Source organism: Flavobacterium cyclinae (assembly GCF_021172145.1).
In the GTDB taxonomy this organism is placed as follows: domain Bacteria; phylum Bacteroidota; class Bacteroidia; order Flavobacteriales; family Flavobacteriaceae; genus Flavobacterium; species Flavobacterium cyclinae.
On sequence record NZ_CP089095.1, the window covers coordinates 2,753,374 to 2,775,172 of the forward strand.

The following is a 21,799-nucleotide window of genomic DNA, read 5'->3' on the forward strand; positions in this document are numbered from 1 at the left end:
TTATTATTTAACCTCAACAATACTAATAGCGTAGCCACCGCCTGCTGCCGTTCTCAATTGCAATTTAGTTTTATTGGTTACTTTTTGTTTTGAAATTTTGTATGCTTGTGGATTGGTTTTGTAATCCGCATCGGCAGCATCAGCGTAAATAATGGCTTCGTATTTTTTTCCTTTTTCTAAGAAATCTAATGTAATCGTTGATGTTCTTGCGTTGTAACCGTTTGAATTCCCAACAAACCAATTGTTTGAATTTTTATCTTTTCGAGCAATCGTGATATAATATCCAGGCTCAGCTTCTAAATATTTTGAAGAAGTCCATTCCACAGGAACATCTTTTATGAATTGGAATGCATCTAAGAAACGGTTATAGTTTTCTGGTAAATCGGCAGCCATTTGAAGTGGCGAATACATCACTACATACAATCCCAATTGATTCGCTAATGTTGTATTCACATGTGAATTGTTGTTTGGATTTAATTTGGCAATATCCATTTCGAAAATTCCAGGTGTGTAATCCATTGGCCCACCTAATAAACGTGTAAAAGGCAACAAAGTAGTGTGATTTGCTTTTGAACCACCAAATGCTTGGAATTCTGTTCCACGAGCTGATTCGTTACCAATCATGTTTGGATACGTTCTGCAAATTCCTGTTGGGCGAACCGCTTCATGTGCATTAATCATAATTTTATAATCGACTGCTTTTTCAATCACATATTGATAATGATTTAAAATCGATTGGCTGTAATGATGTTCGCCTAAAGGTAAAATGTTACCTACATAACCCGTTTTAGCAGCATCATATCCATTATCATTCATAAATTGAAATGCTTTGTCTAAATGACGCTCATAATTTCTGGTTGAACCAGAAGTTTCATGATGCATAATCATTTTTACACCTTTAGATTTCGCATATTCGTGAATTCCTTTCACATCAAAATCAGGATAAGGTGTTACGAAATCGAATACATAATCTTTTTCGTGACCGAACCAGTCTTCCCAACCTTCGTTCCAACCTTCTACTAAAACCGCATCGAAACCATGTTTAGCAGCAAAATCGATATATTCTTTTACGTGTTTGGTATTCGCTGCGTGTTTACCATTTGGTTTAGCTTTGGTGAAATCCGTCACTCCTAATTGAACGGATGGAATTTCATCTGTGTATGCCCAAGAGCTTTTTCCGGTAATCATTTCCCACCAAACTCCGATGTATTTTACAGGTTTAATCCAAGATGTATCTTCTATTTTACAAGGGTCGTTTAAGTTTAATGTCATACGAGAAGCCAATATATCGCGAGCATCAGCACTTGCAATTATGGTTCTCCATGGCGAAACACAAGGTGCTTGTAAATGTCCTTTATTTCCTTTAGCATCTGGAGTTAAATGCGATTGAAAAACTAAGTTTTTATCGTCAAGATTCAAATGCATGCAAGAATAATTGATTAATGCGGCTTCGTGAATGTTGATGTAAATTCTGTCTGCAGTTTTTAACATCAAAGACGTTTGAACTCCCGTATCTGAAAATTGTTTTTGTGATGCATTTTCAGAAACAGCACCACGGAATAACTTTCTAATTTCGGTTAATTTACTTTCTGTAAAATCGTATTCTTGTGTATCGTAATCACCCGGAATCCAAAATGCGGTGTGATCACCTGTCATGGCGAACTCGGTGCGTTCCTCTTTTACTACAAAATACGTTAGGTTTTTTTGTTCTGGAAATTCGTAACGAAAACCTAAACCATCATTGAATAATCGAAAACGAATGATTACTTGTCGTTCCGTTTCGTTTTGTTTCAGAGTTAATGCTAATTCGTTGTAATGGTTGCGGATTTCGGTTTCCTCACCCCAAATGGTTTTCCAAGTTTCATCAAAAGTGTTACGAACTTCGTTTACTAATTTAAAATCATTCAATAACGACTTTTTATCTTTTTGAAGTTCTAAACCCAACTTACTTTTTTTGATAATTTCTTTGTTTTTCATGAAAAGTTGGTACGTTGGTGTACCATCTTTTTCAAAAGCGAAAATCATCTTGAAATTTCCATTTGGCGATTTTAATTCTTGAGCATTCATCCCAAAAATCGAAAAAACCATCACAAATACTGAAACAAAATATTTATTCATATGTTTAAATTTTATTTTTTAGCGGTAAAATATGGTATCGCCTTTTTTAATCATAAGTGTTTGCTTATGCAAACTTTTTTTTAATGGCGATTTCATGTCTTACTATTTAATTAATTGCGATTCACCATTTACAAACACTTCCACATCCGAATTTCCTTCAATAGAAACGTTTGATCCTTCTTGTTTTACTTCTACTTTTACAATGGCATTTCTGAAATTCACTTTGAATGAATAACCTTTCCATTGCGCTGGAATTTTTGGTTCAAAATGCAATTGGTTATTTCTAACGCGCATTCCACCAAATCCTTCAACGATACTCATCCAAGTTCCCGCCATTGAAGTAATGTGTAAACCTTCTTCCACTTCTTTGTTGTAATCGTCTAAGTCCAAACGTGAAGTTCTTAAATAAAATGTATACGCTTGTTCCATTCTGCCCAAAACAGCGGCTTGAATCGAATGCACGCAAGGTGAAAGCGAACTTTCGTGAACGGTAAACGGTTCGTAAAAATCGAAATGTTTTTCTAACTGTTCTTTGGTAAAATGATCTTCGAAGAAATAGAATCCTTGTAAAGTATCGGCTTGTTTAATATATGGAGAACGTAAAATTCGATCCCAAGACCATTTTTGATTGATTGGTCGTTGCGATTTATCTAAATCGGCAACAGTAATTAATTCTTTATCTAGGAAACCATCTTGTTGTAGATATACGCCATGTTCTTCTGAATATGGGAAATACATATTATCTGCCACTTTTTTCATAGCTGAAATTTCGGCTTGTGATAATTTCACTTTATTCATGATTCGGGTATAATCCGATGGATATTCGTTTTCAATTTTATTGATTTGCTCAACAGTGTAATCAATACACCATTTTGCTATGTAATTTGTGTACCAATTGTTGTTTACGTTATTTTCGTATTCATTTGGTCCCGTAACACCGAGAATTACATATTGATTTCTGTACGTTGAAAAAGTAGCTCTTTGATGCCAAAAACGCGCAATTCCGATTAAAACTTCTAAGCCTTTTTCTGGAATATAGGAATAATCGCCTGTAAATCGGTAATAGTTATAAATAGCGAAAGCGATGGCACCATTTCTGTGAATTTCCTCGAAAGTAATTTCCCATTCGTTGTGACATTCTTCACCATTCATCGTTACCATAGGATACAAAGCTGCACCATTTTTGAAACCTAATTTTTCGGCATTTTCAATCGCTTTATCCAATTGATTGTATCGATACGCTAATAAGTTTCGAGCAACTTGTTGGTCTTTGGTAGCCATATAAAAAGGAATACAATAGGCTTCGGTATCCCAATAAGTAGAACCTCCGTATTTTTCACCAGTAAATCCTTTTGGACCAATATTTAATCTAGAATCTTTTCCTAAATAGGTTTGATTCAATTGGAAAATATTGAAACGAATTCCTTGCTGCGCTTTTACATCGCCATCAATTGTAATATCGCTCATTTCCCAAATTTTTGCCCAAGCTTCTTTTTGGTTTTCAGTTAATTGTGAAACTCCAATTTCTAATGCTTTTGCAATACTATTTTTTGCTCCAATGATAGTATTTTCATGATTCATTGAAACAGCATAACCTCCAATTTTTTGAATACTAGCTGTTTGTCCTTTTGTAACGGCTACTTGATAGCAAAATTGAATTCTTTCTTTTGTTTCGTCAAGACTTACAGGAGCTACACTCAGATTAGAACCTTCTAACAGAATGCTATTTTGCATAAAAGTTGTTGCCGTAAAATGTGTCTTAAAGGTTCTTGCTGTAACAAATGCATCGTTCCCAGAATGCTTTACACTAATTGGTTCCCAAAATTTTTCTTCCCAATTGGCATCTTCGTTGTGAACTCCAGCGTCAACATAAGGTTTGAAAACAATTTTTGCATCCGAATTTAAAGCGGTGATTTCGTAGTTGATAACCCCAACTTCATCTAAATCCAATGATAGGAATCGTTGTACTTTAACAGCGATTTCTGTTCCGTTTGCTAAAGTGGCATTAAAAGAACGATAATAAATTCCTTCTTTCATGTTCAACTCACGACGGAAATTTGAAACCGACTGACATTTGGCTAAATCTAAATTTTCGCCATTGATTTCGATGTCAATTCCAATCCAATTTGGTGCATTTAATACTTTAGCGAAATATTCAGGATAACCGTTTTTCCACCAACCTACTTTTGTTTTATCGGGATAATAAATTCCGGCAATGTAGCTTCCTTGAAACGTTTTGCCTGAATAGTGTTCTTCAAAATTAGCGCGTTGCCCCATAGCACCGTTTCCGATACTAAATAAACTTTCAGAAGATTTAACTCGCTCTGCATCAAATCCTTCTTCAATAATCGACCAATTGTCGGGTTGTATATAATCTTGATTCATTTTTGTAATATGTCAATTTTGTTAATGTGTCAATTAGTCAATTTCTTAACCAATTAATTGCGATAAAAAGGCTTCATCCATAAAGGTGAAATCTTTAAAATTGTACTTTGCTTCGTGTAAGACAGATGCATCACCAATTCCTACACTTATCATGTTGGCAATATTAGCCGCTTGAATTCCCGCTACTGAATCTTCAAAAACGATAGCGTTTTCATTTGAAACTCCAACCAATTGAGCTGCTCTTAAAAAAACTTCTGGATCAGGTTTTGCGTTTGAAACGTCATTCCCGTCAACAATAGCATCAAAAAAGTGCATGATATTGGTTTTTTCTAAAATAGGTCGCGCGTTTTTACTTGCCGAACCCAAAGCAATGAATTGGTTTTTACTTTTCAGATATTCCAATACTTTTAGTACACCTGGAAGAATTTCACTTTCGTCCATGTCTACTAAATAGGAAAGGTATTCTTCATTTTTTTGAACCAACCATTGATTTTTATCTTCTTGGGAAGCTTGAACATTTCCCAATTCTAAAATAATATCTAACGAACGAACACGGCTCACGCCTTTTAAACCTTCGTTATGTTCGTGCGTAAATTCGATTCCTAATTGGTTGGCCAACTTTTGCCAAGCTAAAAAATGATATTTAGCCGTGTCAACAATTACGCCGTCAAGGTCGAATATGAATGCTTTTTTCATGGTCTAAATATCTTTTTGATCTTTAACTTTTAATACCAAAAGGGCAGCCAATAGGAAACTTACACCACTCATCACGATAGCATAAATAGCATGATCGTTATAAACGTATTTCACTAAAGGACCACCAATTAAAGCATTAATAATTTGTGGAATTACAATAAAGAAGTTGAAAATTCCCATGTAAACACCCATTTTTTTAGGTTGAATGGAGCCCGCCAAAATAGCATAAGGCATAGCCAAAATGCTTGCCCAAGCAAATCCGACTAAAACCATTGAGAAGATTAATGCTTCTTTATTTGGCATAAAATACATCGAGATTAATCCGATTCCACCTAAAACTAAAGAAAGTGCGTGTGTTTTTCTTCGTCCAATTTGTTTTGCGATGTAAGGCAACGCAAATGCTACTACAGCAGAAACTGCATTATAAACTCCGAAAATAATTCCTACCCAATCTCCAGCAGATTGAAATTCTTGACTTTTCGTATCATCAATCGACAAACCATAAATGTGCTGAGCAATTGCTGGAGTTGTAAAAACCCACATTCCAAACAATCCAAACCAAGAAAAGAATTGTACCCAACTTAGTTGACGCATAGTATCTGGCATTTTTGCGAAATCTGAAAATACATCTGAAAGTTTAGCTTCTTTGGTTTCTCCAACAGCTTCTTTATGCTCTTTTTCGTCTCTAAATTGCTCTAATTCTTCTGGAGAATATTCTTTAGTTGTGAAAATGGTAACTAAAATGGAAGCGACTAAAATAATTGCTCCAATGATAAAAGAATAAATTAAGTTTAGTGGAACAGCAGAAGTTTCTGAAGGTTGATTACTAATTCCAAACCAATTAGTTAAAACATAAGGCAACCATGATCCTACCACGGCACCTATTCCAATTAAAGCAGTTTGAACACTGAAACCTAATGTATGTTGGTCTGCTCTTAAATTATCTCCTACTAAAGCACGGAAAGGTTCCATAGCGATATTAAAAGAAGCATCCATAATCATTAACATTCCAGCCCCCACCCAAAGAGCAGGCATGAAGGCAATAAAAATTTCAGCTTGAGGCATTAAAATTAAACCAACTGATGCTAAAATAGCTCCTGTTAAGAAATAAGGTTTTCTTCTTCCAAATCTTGACCAAGTATTATCACTATAATGTCCAATTATAGGCTGCACAATTAAACCCATTAAAGGAGCAATTATCCAAAACCATGATAATTCATGCACATCGGCACCAAAAAGTTGAAGAATTCTACTTGCGTTTGCATTTTGTAGGGCAAAACCCATTTGGATTCCCAAAAAACCGAAACTCATGTTCCAAATTTCCCAGAAACCTAATTTACGCTTTTCCATTATCGTAATTTATTGATTAATAAATCGATAAGCGTTTATTATGCTTATCAAAACTTATGTTTTAGAAGTGAAGATATAAGCTTTGATTTTGTAAATTTAAATATATTATTTTTAATAAAACAAAAAATATCATAAAAAAATCACCTCAATTATTCAGATTCTTTTTTTATAATATTTTGTATATCAGCAGTTTAAAACAAACTATTTCGTTGTAGTAGATTCTCTAATTATTAAGTTAGTTTCAATAATTTCAGTTTTGTATTGCTCATCTTCTTCATCTTCTAATTCCAATCGATCTATCAACATTTGAGCAGCTTTTCTTCCCATTTTTATTCCGTTTTGGCTCACAGTTGAAATACTTGGTGTTGAAAACTGTGAAATTATACCATCGGTAAAACCAATTACCGAAAGATCCTCTGGAACTTTTAAATTATTTTTGGCTGCTATTTTAATCGCAGTTACTGCAAATAATTCGTTAACAGCAAAAATTGCATCGCATTTTATATTAGATAACAGATTTTCAATTTTAATTGAACAATTTTCAATATCCTCAATCTTTACAATTAAATCTTCATCAATTGGAATATTATTTGCAACGAGAGCTTTTTTATACCCATCAGTTCTTAATTTCCCTACACTTACATAATCTACAGTGGTAATAAGACCAATTTTTTTAAATCCATTGTCAATAAAAAACTGAACTGCATTAAAGGCAGCTTCTTGATCGTCAATTATAACCTTATCGCAAAAAACATCATTTGTAACCCTATCAAACATTACCACTGGCATTCCTTGACTAATTATTTCTTGAATGTGATGGAAATCCTTTTTTTGTTGGGTTTCTTTAGACAAAGACATAATAAAACCATCTGTACTTCCGTTAGCTAAAAGTTCCATATTAATTACCTCTTTATCAAAAGATTCATCTGACAAACAGACAATTACATTATATCCTTTTTCGTTAGCTACTTGTTCAATACCGCTAATTACTGTTGCAAAAAAATGGTGAACAATTTCGGGAATAATAATCCCAATGGTTTTCGTTTTTTTGTTTTTTAAACTAAGTGCAATATTATTTGGTTTGTAATTATATAACTTAGCAAAAGCTTGAACCTTTAAACGAGTATCCTCACTTATTTCATGACTATCTCTTAACGATTTTGAGACTGTTGAAATGGAAACATCTAGCTCTTTTGCAATTTGTTTTAAGGTAACTTTTTTTCTCATTATAATAAGACAAAATATTAATATGTTTTAAAAGTAGTATTTTTTTTCAAAGTATTGTAATTTTTAGTCAAAATTGCTGTCAAAATAATAAAGTTTTCAACACGAAAACGTTTTCGGGACGCTTTTCGCAAGCAGTGGTTTTTTTTTATCCATTTTTTACATAAATTTAACATTAGAAGTGAATTTATAAGCTATTAAAAAACAATCTAATCTAAACAATTTGTATGAAAACACTGCAAAAAAAGCTGTTATTTTTCTTATTAATGTTGCCATTTGGAATTCTAGCACAAAGTACGTTAAAAGGTACTGTACTAGATGGGACTAATTCAAGTCCGCTACCTGGAGCAAACGTTATTGTAGAAGGAACAAGCAATGGTACTACCACTGATTTTGATGGAAAATTCACAATTTCCAATGTAAAATCAGGAGATGTAATTACAATCTCTTATGTTGGTTTTAAAGACCAAAAAATCACATTCAATAACCAAGACAATATCATTATTACTCTTCAAGAGGATTCTCAGGAATTAAAAGATGTTGTTGTAATTGGTTACGGAACTGTAAAAAAGAAAGATGCAACAGGTTCTGTTAGCACAATTAGCTCAAAAGACTTTAATAAAGGAGCAAATGTTACAGTTGACAATTTATTAACTGGTAAAGTTGCCGGTGTAACTATTAATTCTAATGGTGGTTCTCCAGGATCTGTACCAACAATCAGAATTAGAGGTGGATCTTCATTGTTAGCAAATAACGACCCATTAGTTGTTTTGGACGGTCTACCAATGGATTCTAGAGTTTTAGCAACTTTAAATCCTAGCGATGTAGAAAGTTTCACAATATTAAAAGATGCTTCTGCAACTGCTATATATGGAACAAGAGCATCTAATGGAGTAATCATAATTACTACTAAAAAAGGTTCGAAAGAATTACAAGTAGATTATAATGTACAATATGGTACAGGTCAAAAAGTAAATAAAATTGATGTTTTATCTGCTGATCAATTTAGACAAGTTGTTAATAATCTTTATCCTGTTGGACCTGGTATTGCAGATTCTGCTTTTAATCAAAGTATTAGAGACAAAATGGGAGACGCTAATACTGACTGGCAAGAAGAAATCTACAGACGTACTGACTATATTGATAATAATTTAAGTGTTAGAGGTAACTTTTTAGGCTTCCTACCTACTAGATTAACCATAGGAAATACTTACCAAGAAGGTTTAAGATTAACAGATTATATGAATCGTAATAATGTTTCATTAAACTTAAATCCTTCCTTCTTTAATAATCACTTAAAAACTAGATTATCTGTTAACTATACAAACACTCAAAGAAGAAATGCTCCAGGTGTTGAAGGTGGTGCAATTGCAATGGATCCAACACAACCTGTTTACGATCCAACATCTCCATTTGATGGCTTCTTCGAATTTAGAGATGGTCCAACAGTTAATGATTTTGCAACTATTGCTACTGCAAACCCTGTTGCTCAATTGCTTCAAACAAATAATAGAAGTGTAAACAGAAAACTTTTTGGAAATTTTGAAGTAGATTACAAATTCCACTTTTTACCAGAACTTCGTTTAGTAACTAATTTTGGTTTTGATAGAGATGAAGGATACAGTAAAAATTTCACTCCTGCAACGGCAAGAACATCTCCAATTAGACAAAATGTACTAATTGGTAATAATAGTTACTCTGATGGAGTAAGCACTAATAAATTATTAGACTCATATTTAGTTTACAACAAAACTATTAATGATTTAACTTTTGATATTACAGGTGGTTATTCTTACCAAATCTTCGAAGCAAATGGTTATACTACAAGAAACCAAAACAATGCTGATGATGTACCTCAATATTTTGTAAGTGACGATATTGTTTATGTTGGTTTCTTTGGTAGAACAAATTTCTCCTATAAAAATAAATATTTATTAACTGTTAGTTACAGAAGAGATGGTACATCTAGATTCTCTGATGCAAATAGATGGGGTAATTTCCCTGCAGCATCTGTTGCGTGGAAAGTAAATGAAGATTTTCTTAAAGACAACAAAACTATTAGTGAGTTAAAATTAAGAGCTGGATGGGGTATCACAGGTCAACAAGATATTGGAGCTGGATTATTTTATTTACCACAATATTTCTTAGGAGACCAAAATTCTCAATATGCATTTGGAAACAATTATTTCAACGTTGCACAACCAGGTGGTTATAATCCAAACCTAAAATGGGAAGAGACAACTACTTACAATGCGGGTATTGATTTTGGAATCAAAGACAATCGTTTAAATGGTAGTTTAGATGTATTTTACAAAGTTTCTAATGACTTATTCCAAGTAGCTCCTTTTGCTGATGGTAGTAACTTTACAAACGAAGGTGCTCAAAACATTGGTAGCATGAGCGTTAAAGGTTTTGAATTAAATGTTAATTATGATGTAATTAAACAAGAAAACCTAAATTGGAATGTGAATTTCAATGCGTCAAAATTCGAAAGAAGAATTGATGAAATTGCTGGTGGTGTGCCAATTTTTGTAGGAAACATTGGTGTGGGTACAGAATCTCAAATTATGCAAGAAGGTTTTACACCTAACTCATTCTATGTGTTTAAACAATTATATGATTCAAGCGGAATGCCAATTGAAGGAGCATTTGCAGATTTAAATGGTGATGGAATTGTTAACAACAGTGACCGTTACATATACAAAAATATTGATCCAGATTTAGTATTAGGTTTCTCAACTAGTTTTAACTACAAAAATTTTGACTTAGGTTTTAACTTAAGAGCAAGTTTTGGAAATAGAATATTAAATGTAGTAAAATCTCGTTCATCGTATTACAATCAAATATTGAATGGAGAATTACAAAACCTTCCATCATCTGTTCTTGATTATAATTTCCAAACACCAGGAGTTGGACAAGTATTATCTGATTTATTTGTAGAAAACGGTTCGTTTTTAAGAATGGATTATGTTAACATTGGTTACACCTTCCCAAAATGGTTAGAAGGTAAAGCTTCTTTACGATTATTCACAGGTGTTCAAAATCCATTTATTATAACTAAATATTCTGGATTAGATCCTGAATTCTCAGGAGGTAACGATCAAACGATATATCCAAGACAAAGACAAATTCTATTTGGAGCTAACATCAAATTTTAAAAATTGTGAAAATGAAAAAAATAAGTCAAATCTTAACACTTTTATTCATCTCTTTGAGTTTTAACTCATGTACGAGTGACTTAGAAGTAGAGCCTAATGATCCTCTTCGCCTTGACGAGGAAGCATTTTACTCACAGCCAGGAGCCTATACAAATGCCATTGCAGGTATTTATGGAAATTTATCTCTTACAAGTACCACAGGAGCATTTTCTTCAAATTTAGGAGGAATTGATGCTGGATTTAGTCAATATGGACGTGTGGTTTGGTATCTTAATAACCTAACTACTGACGAAGCTATTTGGTCGTACGAAGGTGGTAATGATATTGGAGTTAGAGAATTACAAAGAAATATTTGGGATGCATCTAATCCATTTTTCAGAGGAATGTTTAGCCGTGCAATGTTACAAGTTGCATTAGCTAATGAATTCTTGAGACAATCAACACCTGATAAACTAAATGCTAGAGGAATTAGCGCTTCAGAACAAGCAGAAATTGCTATCTATAGAGAAGAAGCAAGAGCATTACGTGCTTTAGCATATTATCACTTAATGGACTTCTTTGGAAAAGCAGCCTTCAATACAGAAAATGATGCTATAGGTGTAGCTGGTCCAGAATACAACAGAACTCAATTATTTGATTATATTGAAACTGAGTTATTAGATATTTTACCAAATTTAAAAGCTCCTAGAACTAATGAATATGGTAGATTAGACCAAGGTTTTGCTAGAATGTTATTAGCTAAAATTTATCTAAATGCAGAAGTGTACATTGGAACTCCAAAATATAACGAATGTGCTGCTCAATGTACAGAGCTTATAAATTCTGGTTATACATTAAATCCTATCTACAAAAACAATTTTACAGCGGATAATCATATTTCACCTGAATTAATCTTTGGTATCCAATCTGATGGTGTTAGAACTCAAAATTACGGACCAACAACTGTTATTATTAATGGACAAGTAGGCTCTTTAGAACAAAATGGTGCTGATATGGGCATTCAAGGTTGGGGTGGTGCTATTAGATTAAGAAAACAATTCGTTGAAAAATTTAATGGTTCTGAATTTAATAATGACCAACGTAATAATATTATTTCTGGTTCAAGAAATATTGAAATTACAAACGTATCTGATCGTGACCAAGGTTATATTTTATTTAAATATTCTAATAAAACATCAACGGGTATTGATGGTTCTAATTCTACTTTTGCAGATACAGATTTCCCGCTTTTCAGATTTGCCGATGTATATTTAATGTATGCAGAATGTGCAGTTAGAGGTGCTTCAAACGCAAGTTTATCTCAAGCTACAAACTACGTTAATTTATTACGCGAAAGAGCAAATAGCGGTTCTACTGCTGCTAACATTTCTCAATCTGATTTAACTTTAAACTTTATTCTTGACGAAAGAGCTAGAGAATTACACTGGGAAGGACATAGAAGACAAGACTTGATCAGATTTAATAAATTTACAGGTGGAAGTTATAACTGGGCTTGGAAAGGTAATGGAGTAAACGGTATTGCCTTACCTCAACACATGAAAGTGTTCCCACTTCACCCAGCAACTTTAGCTTCAAATCCTAATTTAACTCAAAACACAGGTTATTAATCAAAAAAAATTAAATATGAAAAATATAGTAAAATCATTTTTATCAATTGCTTTAGTAGCAAGTTTGATATCTTGCGAAGATGAACAAGATTTATTATTCTTAACTCCAGAAGGTTCATTTGAAATTCTTACACCAACGTCTGGAGACGAAGTATCATTAGATGTAACCACTCCATTAAACCCTGGATTAACTTTATCTTGGGAAGATGCAAATTATGGAACTACTCCTACTGAAATTACATATGAAGTAGAAATCGACAAAACTGGGGATGAGTTTGATAATCCTTTAGTATTAACAAGTACCACTAATACATATGTTACAATAACATCTGATGTATTAAATAGCGCAGTTGTAACCGTTGGATTAACTCCATTTTCACAAGGTTCAATTGACATTAGAATAAAAGCTTCTGTAGGTGCTCAAAGTAGCGAGGTACAGTACTCTAATACTATCAATTATTTAGTAACTCCATACTCTACAGATCTTCCAAAATTATCTGTACCTGGAAATCACCAAGGATGGAGTCCACCATCAGCGCCAAGAATTGCAGCTTCTGCTTTTGGTCAAACAGATTATGAAGGATATGTTTGGTTAGATGGTGACTTCAAATTTGTTGCTCCTGATGCTACGGGAAACTACAATTGGGGTAATACTGATTGGGGTGATGATGGAACTTTTTCTGGAGTATTATCTCAAGGTTCACCTACAAACTGTACTGCAACTACAGGTTATTACAGAGTTAAAGCTAATCCTGAAACATTAACTTACTCTGCAGATCCAGTAAGTTGGGGAATCATTGGTGCAGCTACTCCAACTGGGTGGGATTCTGACACAGATTTAACATACAACCCTGCTACTGGAAAACTAGAATTAGCTAGTATTGCATTAGTTCCAGGAGCATTCAAATTTAGAGGAAATAACGCATGGAGTAATGGTTTTGATTTAGGAACTGTAAATGCTGATGGATATTTAGTGGATGGAGGAGATTTAACTTTTGATGGTCCTGCCGGAAACTATAAAGTAATATTAGATTTATCTAATCCTAGAAGATACACTTTCGAGTTGATTGCTCTATAAAAAAATTATATTATACTAAAAAGGCTGTCCTTAACCTGACAGCCTTTTTTTAAATTGAAACGCTATGAAAAAACAAGTACTTTTTATTTTATCCCTATTAATTGGATTTTGTGTTCAAGCGCAAGTAACAATTACACCTAGTAGCTTTAATGCTAATGATCAAATTACTATCACTGTCTCGACTGCAGCTCAATCATGTAACCAAATGGGAACTTCGCCCGCAAAAGTTTATATGCATGCTGGAATTGGTGACGATACTAATGCTTTTGGTTTTTCTGTTGTTGGAAATTGGGGTCAGGATGATTCAGTCGGATTAATGACTAATAACGGAGATGGCACATGGAGTATAACTCTTACGCCTAGTACCTATTTTGGTTTAAATGCCACACAAGAGGCAAATGCCACTAAATTAGGAATGGTATTTAGAAATGCCAATGGAAGTCAAACTTTAAAACTACCTCCATCTTGTGGAGATTTCATATTTAATGTAGGTACTTTTCAAGTTAATTTAACTTCACCAGCTATCAATAGTAGTACCATTATTAACTCAGGTGGAAATCTTTCTATTTCTGCAACAAATACAGGTGGAAATGCAAGTTATAATTTAAAAGCAAATGGAACTAGCATTAATACAAATGTTACTTCAAGCTATTCATTTAATCATACTAATATCACTTCTAATACAAATTACGAACTAGAAGTTACACTTGGTGCTACTACTATTACTCGAAGATTTTCAGTTATTGTAAATCCAGGTAGTACGGCTCAAGCAATCCCAAGCGGATTAGTAAATGGTATTAACTATAACCCATCTGATAACACAAAAGCAACTTTAGTTTTAGAAGCACCTGGAAAAGATTTTGTTTATGTTGCAGGTAGTTTCAACAATTATATGCCAGATGCTACTTTTGCCATGAAAAAAGATCCAAGTTCTAATAAATTTTGGTTAGAACTTACTGGATTAACTCCAGGAGCTGACAACACCTATCAATACTGGGTTGTAGATCAAACTCCTATTGCAAATTCTCCTGTTTTAGTAAAAGTAGCAGATCCTTGCTCTAAATTGGTACTATCGCCATATGATGACCCATGGATTCCAAGTACAACTTTTCCAAACTTACCTGCTTATCCAACAGGGCAAGAACGCGAAGTTACATGGTTCAAAACAGGTACAACTCCTTATAATTGGCAAGTAACAAATTTCACTAAACCAAACAAAGACAAATTAGTTGTATATGAATTGCTTATCCGTGATTTTGATGCTGATAGAAATTTTCAAGATGTAATAGATAGAATACAATATTTTAAAGATTTAGGTATTAATGCTATCCAATTAATGCCAATCATGGAATTTGAAGGCAATGAGAGCTGGGGATACAATACAGCTTTCCATATGGCATTAGATAAATTTTATGGAACTCCAGAAAAATTTAAGGAATTAGTTGATTTATGCCATCAAAATGGAATTGCAGTTATACTTGATATTGCATTTAACCATGCATTTGGTAGAAACCCAATGGTGCGTATGTGGATGAACGACCCTGATGGTGATGGTTGGGGCGGACCTGCATCGGATAATCCATATTTTAATACAACAGCAAGACATAGTTATAGTGTTGGGGATGATTTTAATCATTCTTCTACTCTAACTCGTGATTATGTAAAACAAACAGTAAAATATTGGATTGAAGAATTCAAAATTGATGGTTTTAGATGGGATTTAACTAAAGGTTTTACTCAAAACTGTAGTGGTGGTGATGATGCATGTACAAATGCATATCAACAAGACCGTGTAGATGTATTAAAAGACTATGCAGATTATTGCTGGTCTTTAGATAACGATCATTACGTAATATTTGAACATTTAGGTACTGATGGTGAAGAGCAACAATGGGCTAATTACAGAATTGGAGAAGGTAAAGGAATCATGATGTGGGGAGAAATGTATACCCAATATAAAGAATTGGCTATGGGTTATGCAACACAAAACATTTCTAGAATGTCGCATACAAGTCGTGGATTTACAGGAAAAAGACTTATTGGATATCCTGAAAGTCATGACAAAGACAGAATGATGTATGAAGCAATTACCTATGGAAATGGAGCAGGAGCTTTTCCAGTAAATGGAAATTTAACTAATGCTTTAAACCGAATGGGAGCAATTGGAGCTACAAGTATTTTAGTGCCTGGACCAAAAATGATTTGGCACTTTGGTGAACTTGGAAACAATCAATCCATCTATACTTGTTCAAACGGAACAGTTAACGATGAGAGTTCATTTTTCCCAGGAGATTGTAAATTAGATACCAAAGAACAAGTACAATGGACAGAAAATTGGTTAGCTGACCCAAGAAGAACTTCTATCTTGAGTGACTGGTCAAAAATGATTAAGCTTAAAACTACGGAACCTGTTTTTATGGGAGATCATGCCATAAGTCCTGATGCTAATAATGTAAAACAACGTATTTATATCTATGACAATAGCATACCTACGTCACAATTAAGAAATGTAGTGGTAATTGCTAATTTTTCTGTGGCTAACTTAACTATTAATCCAAGTTTCCCAACAGATGTTTACACTTACCCAATGACATGGTATGATTTAATGAACAATAATGCTCCAGTGGTGATAAACAATCCAACAGATGTTATTAGTGTGAATTCTGGAAGATTTAGAGTTTTTGGTAACCAACCTTCTACTCTATCATCAAATGATTTTGAAACTATCCAAAACACCATTTCTATTTATCCAAATCCTTCAAAAAACAGCTTTGCTATTTCTCAAGATGCTGAAAAAATAGAAATCTACAACATTGCAGGGCAATTAGTGAACACTTACAATAATGTAACTAAAAACCAGCAAATAGATAGCTCAAATCTTGAAACTGGTCTATATTTAGTTAAGATAACCGATATAAATGGTATAAGCCAAACACAGAAAATGTTAAAGGAATAAATTTATTGTTAGTTAAAATGATAAAACCACTTCAATTGAAGTGGTTTTATTTTTTATTACTTAAAATGAAAATCAATAAAATAAAAAGTAAAAAAATGAATGACAAGTTTTTAAAAAACGGCATTTCTGAATCATATAGCAATGCCGTTTAATTTTTTGCGAACTAATTTGCTAATTCTTTTATTTACTTTGTAGGCACGGAAAGCATTTCCGCGCTATCGACCGTTGAACATATCCGAGCGGTCGGGATTCTCGCGAGAGCGAAGTTTAATCATTGCCAAAATTTATTTCAGGTGATTTTTCAATTGACAAAACACCTCCATCAACAATTGACATAATGTTAAGGTATATAAAATTTAATAAGATTAATCGTTCTTCCTCATTTTTAAAATTTGTAACTTCTAAAACTTTTAATAAATTATCTTTTGTAGGGAATCCACCATCTAACTTCATAGAATCGTAAATATCAATTTTTGAGTTGTAAATTACTTTGTCACATTCACAACACTCTGTCAGTATTAAAAAAGTCATAGAAGAACTATTCACGTGACTAAAAAAGTTTGAGTAGGATTTTATTTTTTTAAAAGTCTTAATTTTTCTTTCATCTAATAAATCTTCTTGATTTTTAATTAAAGTAGAATAACCTTTATAATCTGATGAAGTAAGTATTTTATCAATAATCATTCTTTTTTCAATTTTTTTTATAGTGTCAAAATAATTGAATTTTTTATCATTGTAATAAGTGTTAAAAAGATTATTAATATTATTGTCTATGCAACTGTAATCACGCTTATTTTGTGTACAACCAATAAGTGGTAATAAAACTATAAAGAGAAAAAAACTTTTCATTTTTTAATTAAAATAAAAATCTAAAATAAACAGAAAAAAAATAAAACAAAAAAGGCTTAAAGTATTGAATTCAATAACTTTAAACCTTTTCAAGTGCGGGTAAAAGGACTCGAACCTTCACACCTTGCGGCACCAGATCCTAAGTCTGGCGTGTCTACCAATTTCACCATACCCGCGATAATTGGAGTGCAAATATAGATATTCGAATATATATATCAAATAAAAATGAAAATAATTTCATTAAAATTGATAAACTACTCCTACTCCTAATAATTGTTTTAATTGGATCTTAGGTCCTTTTACAACCTGTACACCACCTTCTTCTTCTTTTGATTTAATATCGTCATCATAAAGAATGTGAGTTCCTATATTTGCTTTCACATATTGATTAACAGTCATATCTAGTTGTAATTGCCAATCCACATCAACATTTCCAAAATTATTGATATAATCGGTATACAAAGAAACTCTATGTTCAAAATTAATATTCTTAAAAATCTCTTTTTTCCATTGATTAGTAATTAATATTCCTATTTCGTTTCTAATATTCTTCCCTTCTCTTAATAAAACTCCAAATTCATCATACACAGCTTTGTCCACTCCAAATGCACCTTGATTAGCTAATCTTTGGTCAAAAACCATAGTTGTTTTTTGAGTTAATGGAGATAAATACAAGTTTAAATTCAAATCTTTTCTAGAATATTCGGCACCAATTCCTAAAAAGGTGTATGCCGGAGCAAAAGGTTTAGATATAGCCAAATCCGTATTTGGATAAGAATAACCATTGGCAAACTGAGTATTGAAACTAAATTTACCCGCATAATACCAATTGGAAATCGAATCTCTTTTATATCCAAAAGTAGAGTTAAATAAAAACTGATCATCTGTTTTTCTAACTTCTTGACTTTCTTGTTTGTTAATTCCATAACGCATAATCAACTCATTTTTCCAGTTGATATTATCTTTTGTATAGGTTCTGACAAATTGACCTTTCACAAGACCTGAAATCGAATTATTTCCCCCTGCATTCCAGTTCACAAAGGTAATTTGAGAAATATCTAACCCAACTTTGTTTTCTTTAGCCCAATACGAAATAGTATCGGGTAATTCGGTTTTAACTATTTGACTAAATCCAAGTTGATAAACAAAAAATAACAATCCAAATAAAGTTCCCTTTTTAAACATCTTAATATGTATTTAATAATTGTATAATGCTTTTAACGTTAATTTTGCAAAGTTCTTGTAACTCAAAAACTGTTCCATGTTCAATAAATGAATCTGGAATACCTAAATTTTGAATAGCTATGTTTAATTTATGAGTTGCAACAACCTTACTTATTTGCTCTCCAAAACCTCCCGTTATTACACCATCCTCTAAAGTAATAACATGTGAGTACGACTGTAAAATTGTCTTAAGATTTTCAACATCTAAAGGTTTGATAAAAGGAAAATGATAATGTGAAAACAAGTTAGGTTGTTCAACCTCCTGTAATGCTTTTGTAACATTATTCCCAATGGTGCCCGTAGATAAAATAGCAACTTTTGATCCTTTTTGAAGTTGATTTACTACTCCTATTTCTATTTTTTCAAATGATTGAATCCAATTTACATTTTCGCCTCTTCCTCTAGGATAACGAATTGCAATTGGATGTTGTAATCCTTCTGATGCCGTAAACATGATATTTCGCAATTCAATTTCATCTTTTGGTGCAGCAATAATCATATTAGGAATACAATTTAAATAAGCAATATCAAAAACACCGTGATGTGTTGCTCCATCCTCTCCTACTAAGCCTGCCCTATCCAAACAAAAAATAACGGGTAAATTTTGCAAAGCCACATCATGAATTACTTGATCGTAAGCTCGTTGTAAGAAAGTCGAATAAATATTGCAAAAAACCACCATTCCTTGTGTAGCCATTCCAGCAGCAAGAGTTACTGCGTGTTGCTCAGCAATTCCGACGTCAATTGCGCGTTTTGGAAAAGCTTCCATCATATATTTCATTGAACTTCCTGTTGGCATTGCCGGTGTTATTCCAATGATTCTTTCATTTTGTTTTGCCAATTCCACTAAAGTATGTCCGAAAACATCTTGAAATTTTGGAGGTAAATGCGATTCATCTTTCGGGTGAATTTTACCTGTTTCGGCATCAAATTTTCCAGGAGCATGATATTTTACTTGATCTTCCTCTGCTAATTGCAAACCTTTCCCTTTTGTAGTAATTACATGAAGGAATTTAGGACCTTTTACAGATTTTAATCGTTCTAATTCCGAAATTAATTTGGGTAAATCATGCCCATCAATTGGACCTGAATAATCAAAATTCAAGGATTTGATGATGTTATTTTGTTTTGGATTTTTTCCTTCTTTAACTGCTGTCAAATAATCTTTTAAAGCACCAATACTTGGGTCAATTCCAATAGCATTATCATTTAAAATTACTAATAAATTGGCATCCGTAACTCCTGCATGATTTAAACCTTCAAAAGCCATTCCACTTGCAATCGAAGCATCTCCAATTACCGCAATATGTTGTTTGTTGATTTCTCCTTTCAATTGTGATGCTAATGCCATTCCCAAAGCAGCCGAAATTGAAGTTGAAGAATGCCCAACACCAAACGTATCATAAACACTTTCACTTCGCTTAGGAAAACCCGAAATCCCATTTAATTCTCTATTGGTATGGAAAATAGCACGTCTTTCGGTTAGAATTTTATGTCCGTAAGCTTGATGACCAACATCCCAAACCAGTAAATCTTCTGGTGTATTGAAAACATAATGAAGTGCAATCGTCAATTCCACAACACCCAAACTAGCTCCCAAATGCCCTTCTTTCTTGGAAACAATATCAATGATAAAGTCTCTCAATTCTTTGGCTAATTGAGGTAATTGATTTTCAGGAAGTTTCCTTAAATCAGTTGGGTTATTAATTTGTGAAAGTAATTTGCCGTTCATAATAAAAAGCAAATTTAAGCTTTTGTTTTAGATTATTGCGATTTTATACGAATAGGATATGTCATCTTTACCTTAACTTTTTCTCCATTAAGTTCTGCAGGTGTCCATAAAGGAGAATTCTGCAACATCTTAATAATTTTATCATTTACTTCATTATTTTTCCCCTTTATTATTTTAGCATCCTCTAATTTCCCTTCTGTGGTAATTACAAATTGAAAAAGAATTAATTCTGGTTCAGTATATCCGGTAAGCGATAAATTTTCAATAATAAAGTGATTAAATTTTGTTTCGCCACCCGGAAATTGCGGTTTTTTTTCAACTTCATAAAGACTATAAACTTTATCGGGATGGGCATCCACTGTTTCCGGAATTACATCGCCCATTAAAAATTCTTTTTCTTTAGGTTGCACCTCAACTACGCCAAGAAGTGCCGGGGCTGGCTTGTGAATTATTTTTGTGCTATGATCTTCTTTATTGTTAACCGAAGTTGACAAAACACTATCATTAGAATTTGACAAACTATCTTCAACCAATACAATTTTATCTACAGGATGCAATTTATCATCATGATCTTTACAACTAAAAAGTGTGGTGCCCATCGATATAAATAATGCCAAAATAAAAATATTTCTAAAAGAAGTTTGTTGGTAAATAATAGTTTTAGGAATATTTATTTGAATTTCACTTAATTGTTCTTTCTTAAATCTACCACACGTTTTTGACTCCTTATTTTTAGAAAAATAGGCATTGATTTCCTCCTCAGAATAATCGGTAAAATCAATTACCGTTTTTGTACATAGTTGGCAAAACCTTCCTTTTTCTTCGGGCAGCATGGTATCCCAATTCTCATTACAAGGTGACGGAATTGTAATGTGTATTTTTTTCATGATTTAATAGTTTTCTAAATCTTTACAAATATTATTCCAAATGATGTAATTTTGTTTTATGATTACTTTATACACCGATGACTATTTTATGAAAAAAGCCCTTCAAGAAGCAGAAATTGCTTTTGAGAAAGGTGAAATTCCTGTTGGTGCTGTTATTGTAATTGATAATAGAGTAATTGCGAGAACACATAATTTAACCGAATTACTACATGATGTTACCGCTCATGCTGAAATGCAGGCCATAACTAGCGCAGCAAATTTCATTGGAGGAAAATATTTAAAAGATTGTACCTTATACGTTACTTTAGAACCTTGTCAAATGTGTGCTGGCGCTTTATATTGGTCTCAAATTTCTAAAATTGTTTATGGCGCTACTGATGAAAACCGCGGTTTTAAAAAAATGGGAACACAATTACACCCTAAAACCCAAGTAGTTAAGGGAGTTTTAGAAAAAGAATGTGCTGATTTAATGAAGGCATTTTTTAAAAAAAGGAGATAATTTTAAGTTTAAAAAATATTTTTATCTTTACTATAC

General features: G+C 32.9%; 14 protein-coding genes and 1 tRNA gene. 5 read left to right on the top strand and 10 right to left on the bottom strand.

The features are described from left to right. Positions 1 to 3: 3 nt before the first annotated feature. The 5 genes from LOS86_RS12580 to LOS86_RS12600 all read right to left on the bottom strand — a co-directional run bounded on the left by LOS86_RS12580 (position 4) and on the right by LOS86_RS12600 (position 7,776). Positions 4 to 2,118 (bottom strand): glycoside hydrolase family 97 protein, encoded by a 2,115-nt coding sequence (locus LOS86_RS12580; RefSeq protein WP_231842428.1) that lies wholly within the window; start codon positions 2,116 to 2,118, stop codon positions 4 to 6. A 102-nt stretch (positions 2,119 to 2,220) separates the two neighbouring features. Continuing rightward, positions 2,221 to 4,503, bottom strand: coding sequence for a maltose phosphorylase MdxK (gene mdxK / locus LOS86_RS12585; RefSeq protein WP_231842429.1), 2,283 nt, complete (start codon positions 4,501 to 4,503; stop codon positions 2,221 to 2,223). Between the two features lie 45 nt (positions 4,504 to 4,548). After that, complete coding sequence (gene pgmB / locus LOS86_RS12590; RefSeq protein ID WP_231842430.1) at positions 4,549 to 5,199, bottom strand: beta-phosphoglucomutase; 651 nt, start codon at positions 5,197 to 5,199, stop codon at positions 4,549 to 4,551. Between the two features lie 3 nt (positions 5,200 to 5,202). Further along, positions 5,203 to 6,549, bottom strand: a complete 1,347-nt coding sequence (locus LOS86_RS12595; protein WP_231842431.1) for an MFS transporter — start codon at positions 6,547 to 6,549, stop codon at positions 5,203 to 5,205. 201 nt (positions 6,550 to 6,750) lie between these two features. After that, positions 6,751 to 7,776 (bottom strand): LacI family DNA-binding transcriptional regulator, encoded by a 1,026-nt coding sequence (locus LOS86_RS12600; RefSeq protein WP_231842432.1) that lies wholly within the window; start codon positions 7,774 to 7,776, stop codon positions 6,751 to 6,753. 224 nt (positions 7,777 to 8,000) lie between these two features. On the opposite strand from LOS86_RS12600, the gene LOS86_RS12605 reads away from it, so the two are divergent. The 4 genes from LOS86_RS12605 to LOS86_RS12620 all read left to right on the top strand — a co-directional run bounded on the left by LOS86_RS12605 (position 8,001) and on the right by LOS86_RS12620 (position 16,572). Beyond that, entirely contained in the window at positions 8,001 to 10,931 is a 2,931-nt protein-coding gene (locus LOS86_RS12605; protein WP_231842433.1) for a SusC/RagA family TonB-linked outer membrane protein, read from the top strand. 11 nt (positions 10,932 to 10,942) lie between these two features. Continuing rightward, positions 10,943 to 12,538 carry a RagB/SusD family nutrient uptake outer membrane protein gene (locus tag LOS86_RS12610; protein ID WP_231842434.1) on the top strand — a complete coding sequence of 532 codons (1,596 nt, stop codon included), beginning with the start codon at positions 10,943 to 10,945 and terminating at the stop codon, positions 12,536 to 12,538. Between the two features lie 16 nt (positions 12,539 to 12,554). Beyond that, the gene (locus LOS86_RS12615) at positions 12,555 to 13,616 is read left to right on the top strand and encodes a SusE domain-containing protein (protein WP_231842435.1); all 1,062 of its coding nucleotides are present in this window, start codon (positions 12,555 to 12,557) and stop codon (positions 13,614 to 13,616) included. Between the two features lie 64 nt (positions 13,617 to 13,680). Next, entirely contained in the window at positions 13,681 to 16,572 is a 2,892-nt protein-coding gene (locus LOS86_RS12620) for an alpha-amylase family glycosyl hydrolase (RefSeq protein WP_231842436.1), read from the top strand. A gap of 267 nt (positions 16,573 to 16,839) precedes the next feature. On the opposite strand, the gene LOS86_RS12625 is transcribed toward LOS86_RS12620, so the two are convergent. From LOS86_RS12625 to LOS86_RS12645, 5 genes are all read right to left on the bottom strand, one after another. Then, positions 16,840 to 17,421, bottom strand: a complete 582-nt coding sequence (locus LOS86_RS12625) for a hypothetical protein (protein WP_231842437.1) — start codon at positions 17,419 to 17,421, stop codon at positions 16,840 to 16,842. 94 nt (positions 17,422 to 17,515) lie between these two features. Continuing rightward, positions 17,516 to 17,597 (bottom strand) — tRNA-Leu (locus LOS86_RS12630). 64 nt (positions 17,598 to 17,661) lie between these two features. Further along, the gene (locus LOS86_RS12635) at positions 17,662 to 18,606 is read right to left on the bottom strand and encodes a DUF3078 domain-containing protein (RefSeq protein ID WP_231842438.1); all 945 of its coding nucleotides are present in this window, start codon (positions 18,604 to 18,606) and stop codon (positions 17,662 to 17,664) included. Position 18,607: 1 nt separating this feature from the next. Then, a complete protein-coding gene (locus LOS86_RS12640) occupies positions 18,608 to 20,377 on the bottom strand; it encodes a 1-deoxy-D-xylulose-5-phosphate synthase (protein ID WP_231842439.1) in 1,770 nt (589 codons plus the stop codon). Positions 20,378 to 20,409: 32 nt separating this feature from the next. Next, positions 20,410 to 21,264 carry an energy transducer TonB gene (locus LOS86_RS12645; RefSeq protein ID WP_231842440.1) on the bottom strand — a complete coding sequence of 285 codons (855 nt, stop codon included), beginning with the start codon at positions 21,262 to 21,264 and terminating at the stop codon, positions 20,410 to 20,412. A 58-nt stretch (positions 21,265 to 21,322) separates the two neighbouring features. Here LOS86_RS12645 and LOS86_RS12650 point away from each other — a divergent pair, with 58 nt between their 5' ends. Beyond that, positions 21,323 to 21,763: a nucleoside deaminase gene (locus LOS86_RS12650; RefSeq protein ID WP_231842441.1), complete on the top strand. Its 441-nt coding sequence runs from the start codon at positions 21,323 to 21,325 to the stop codon at positions 21,761 to 21,763. Positions 21,764 to 21,799: the final 36 nt, after the last annotated feature.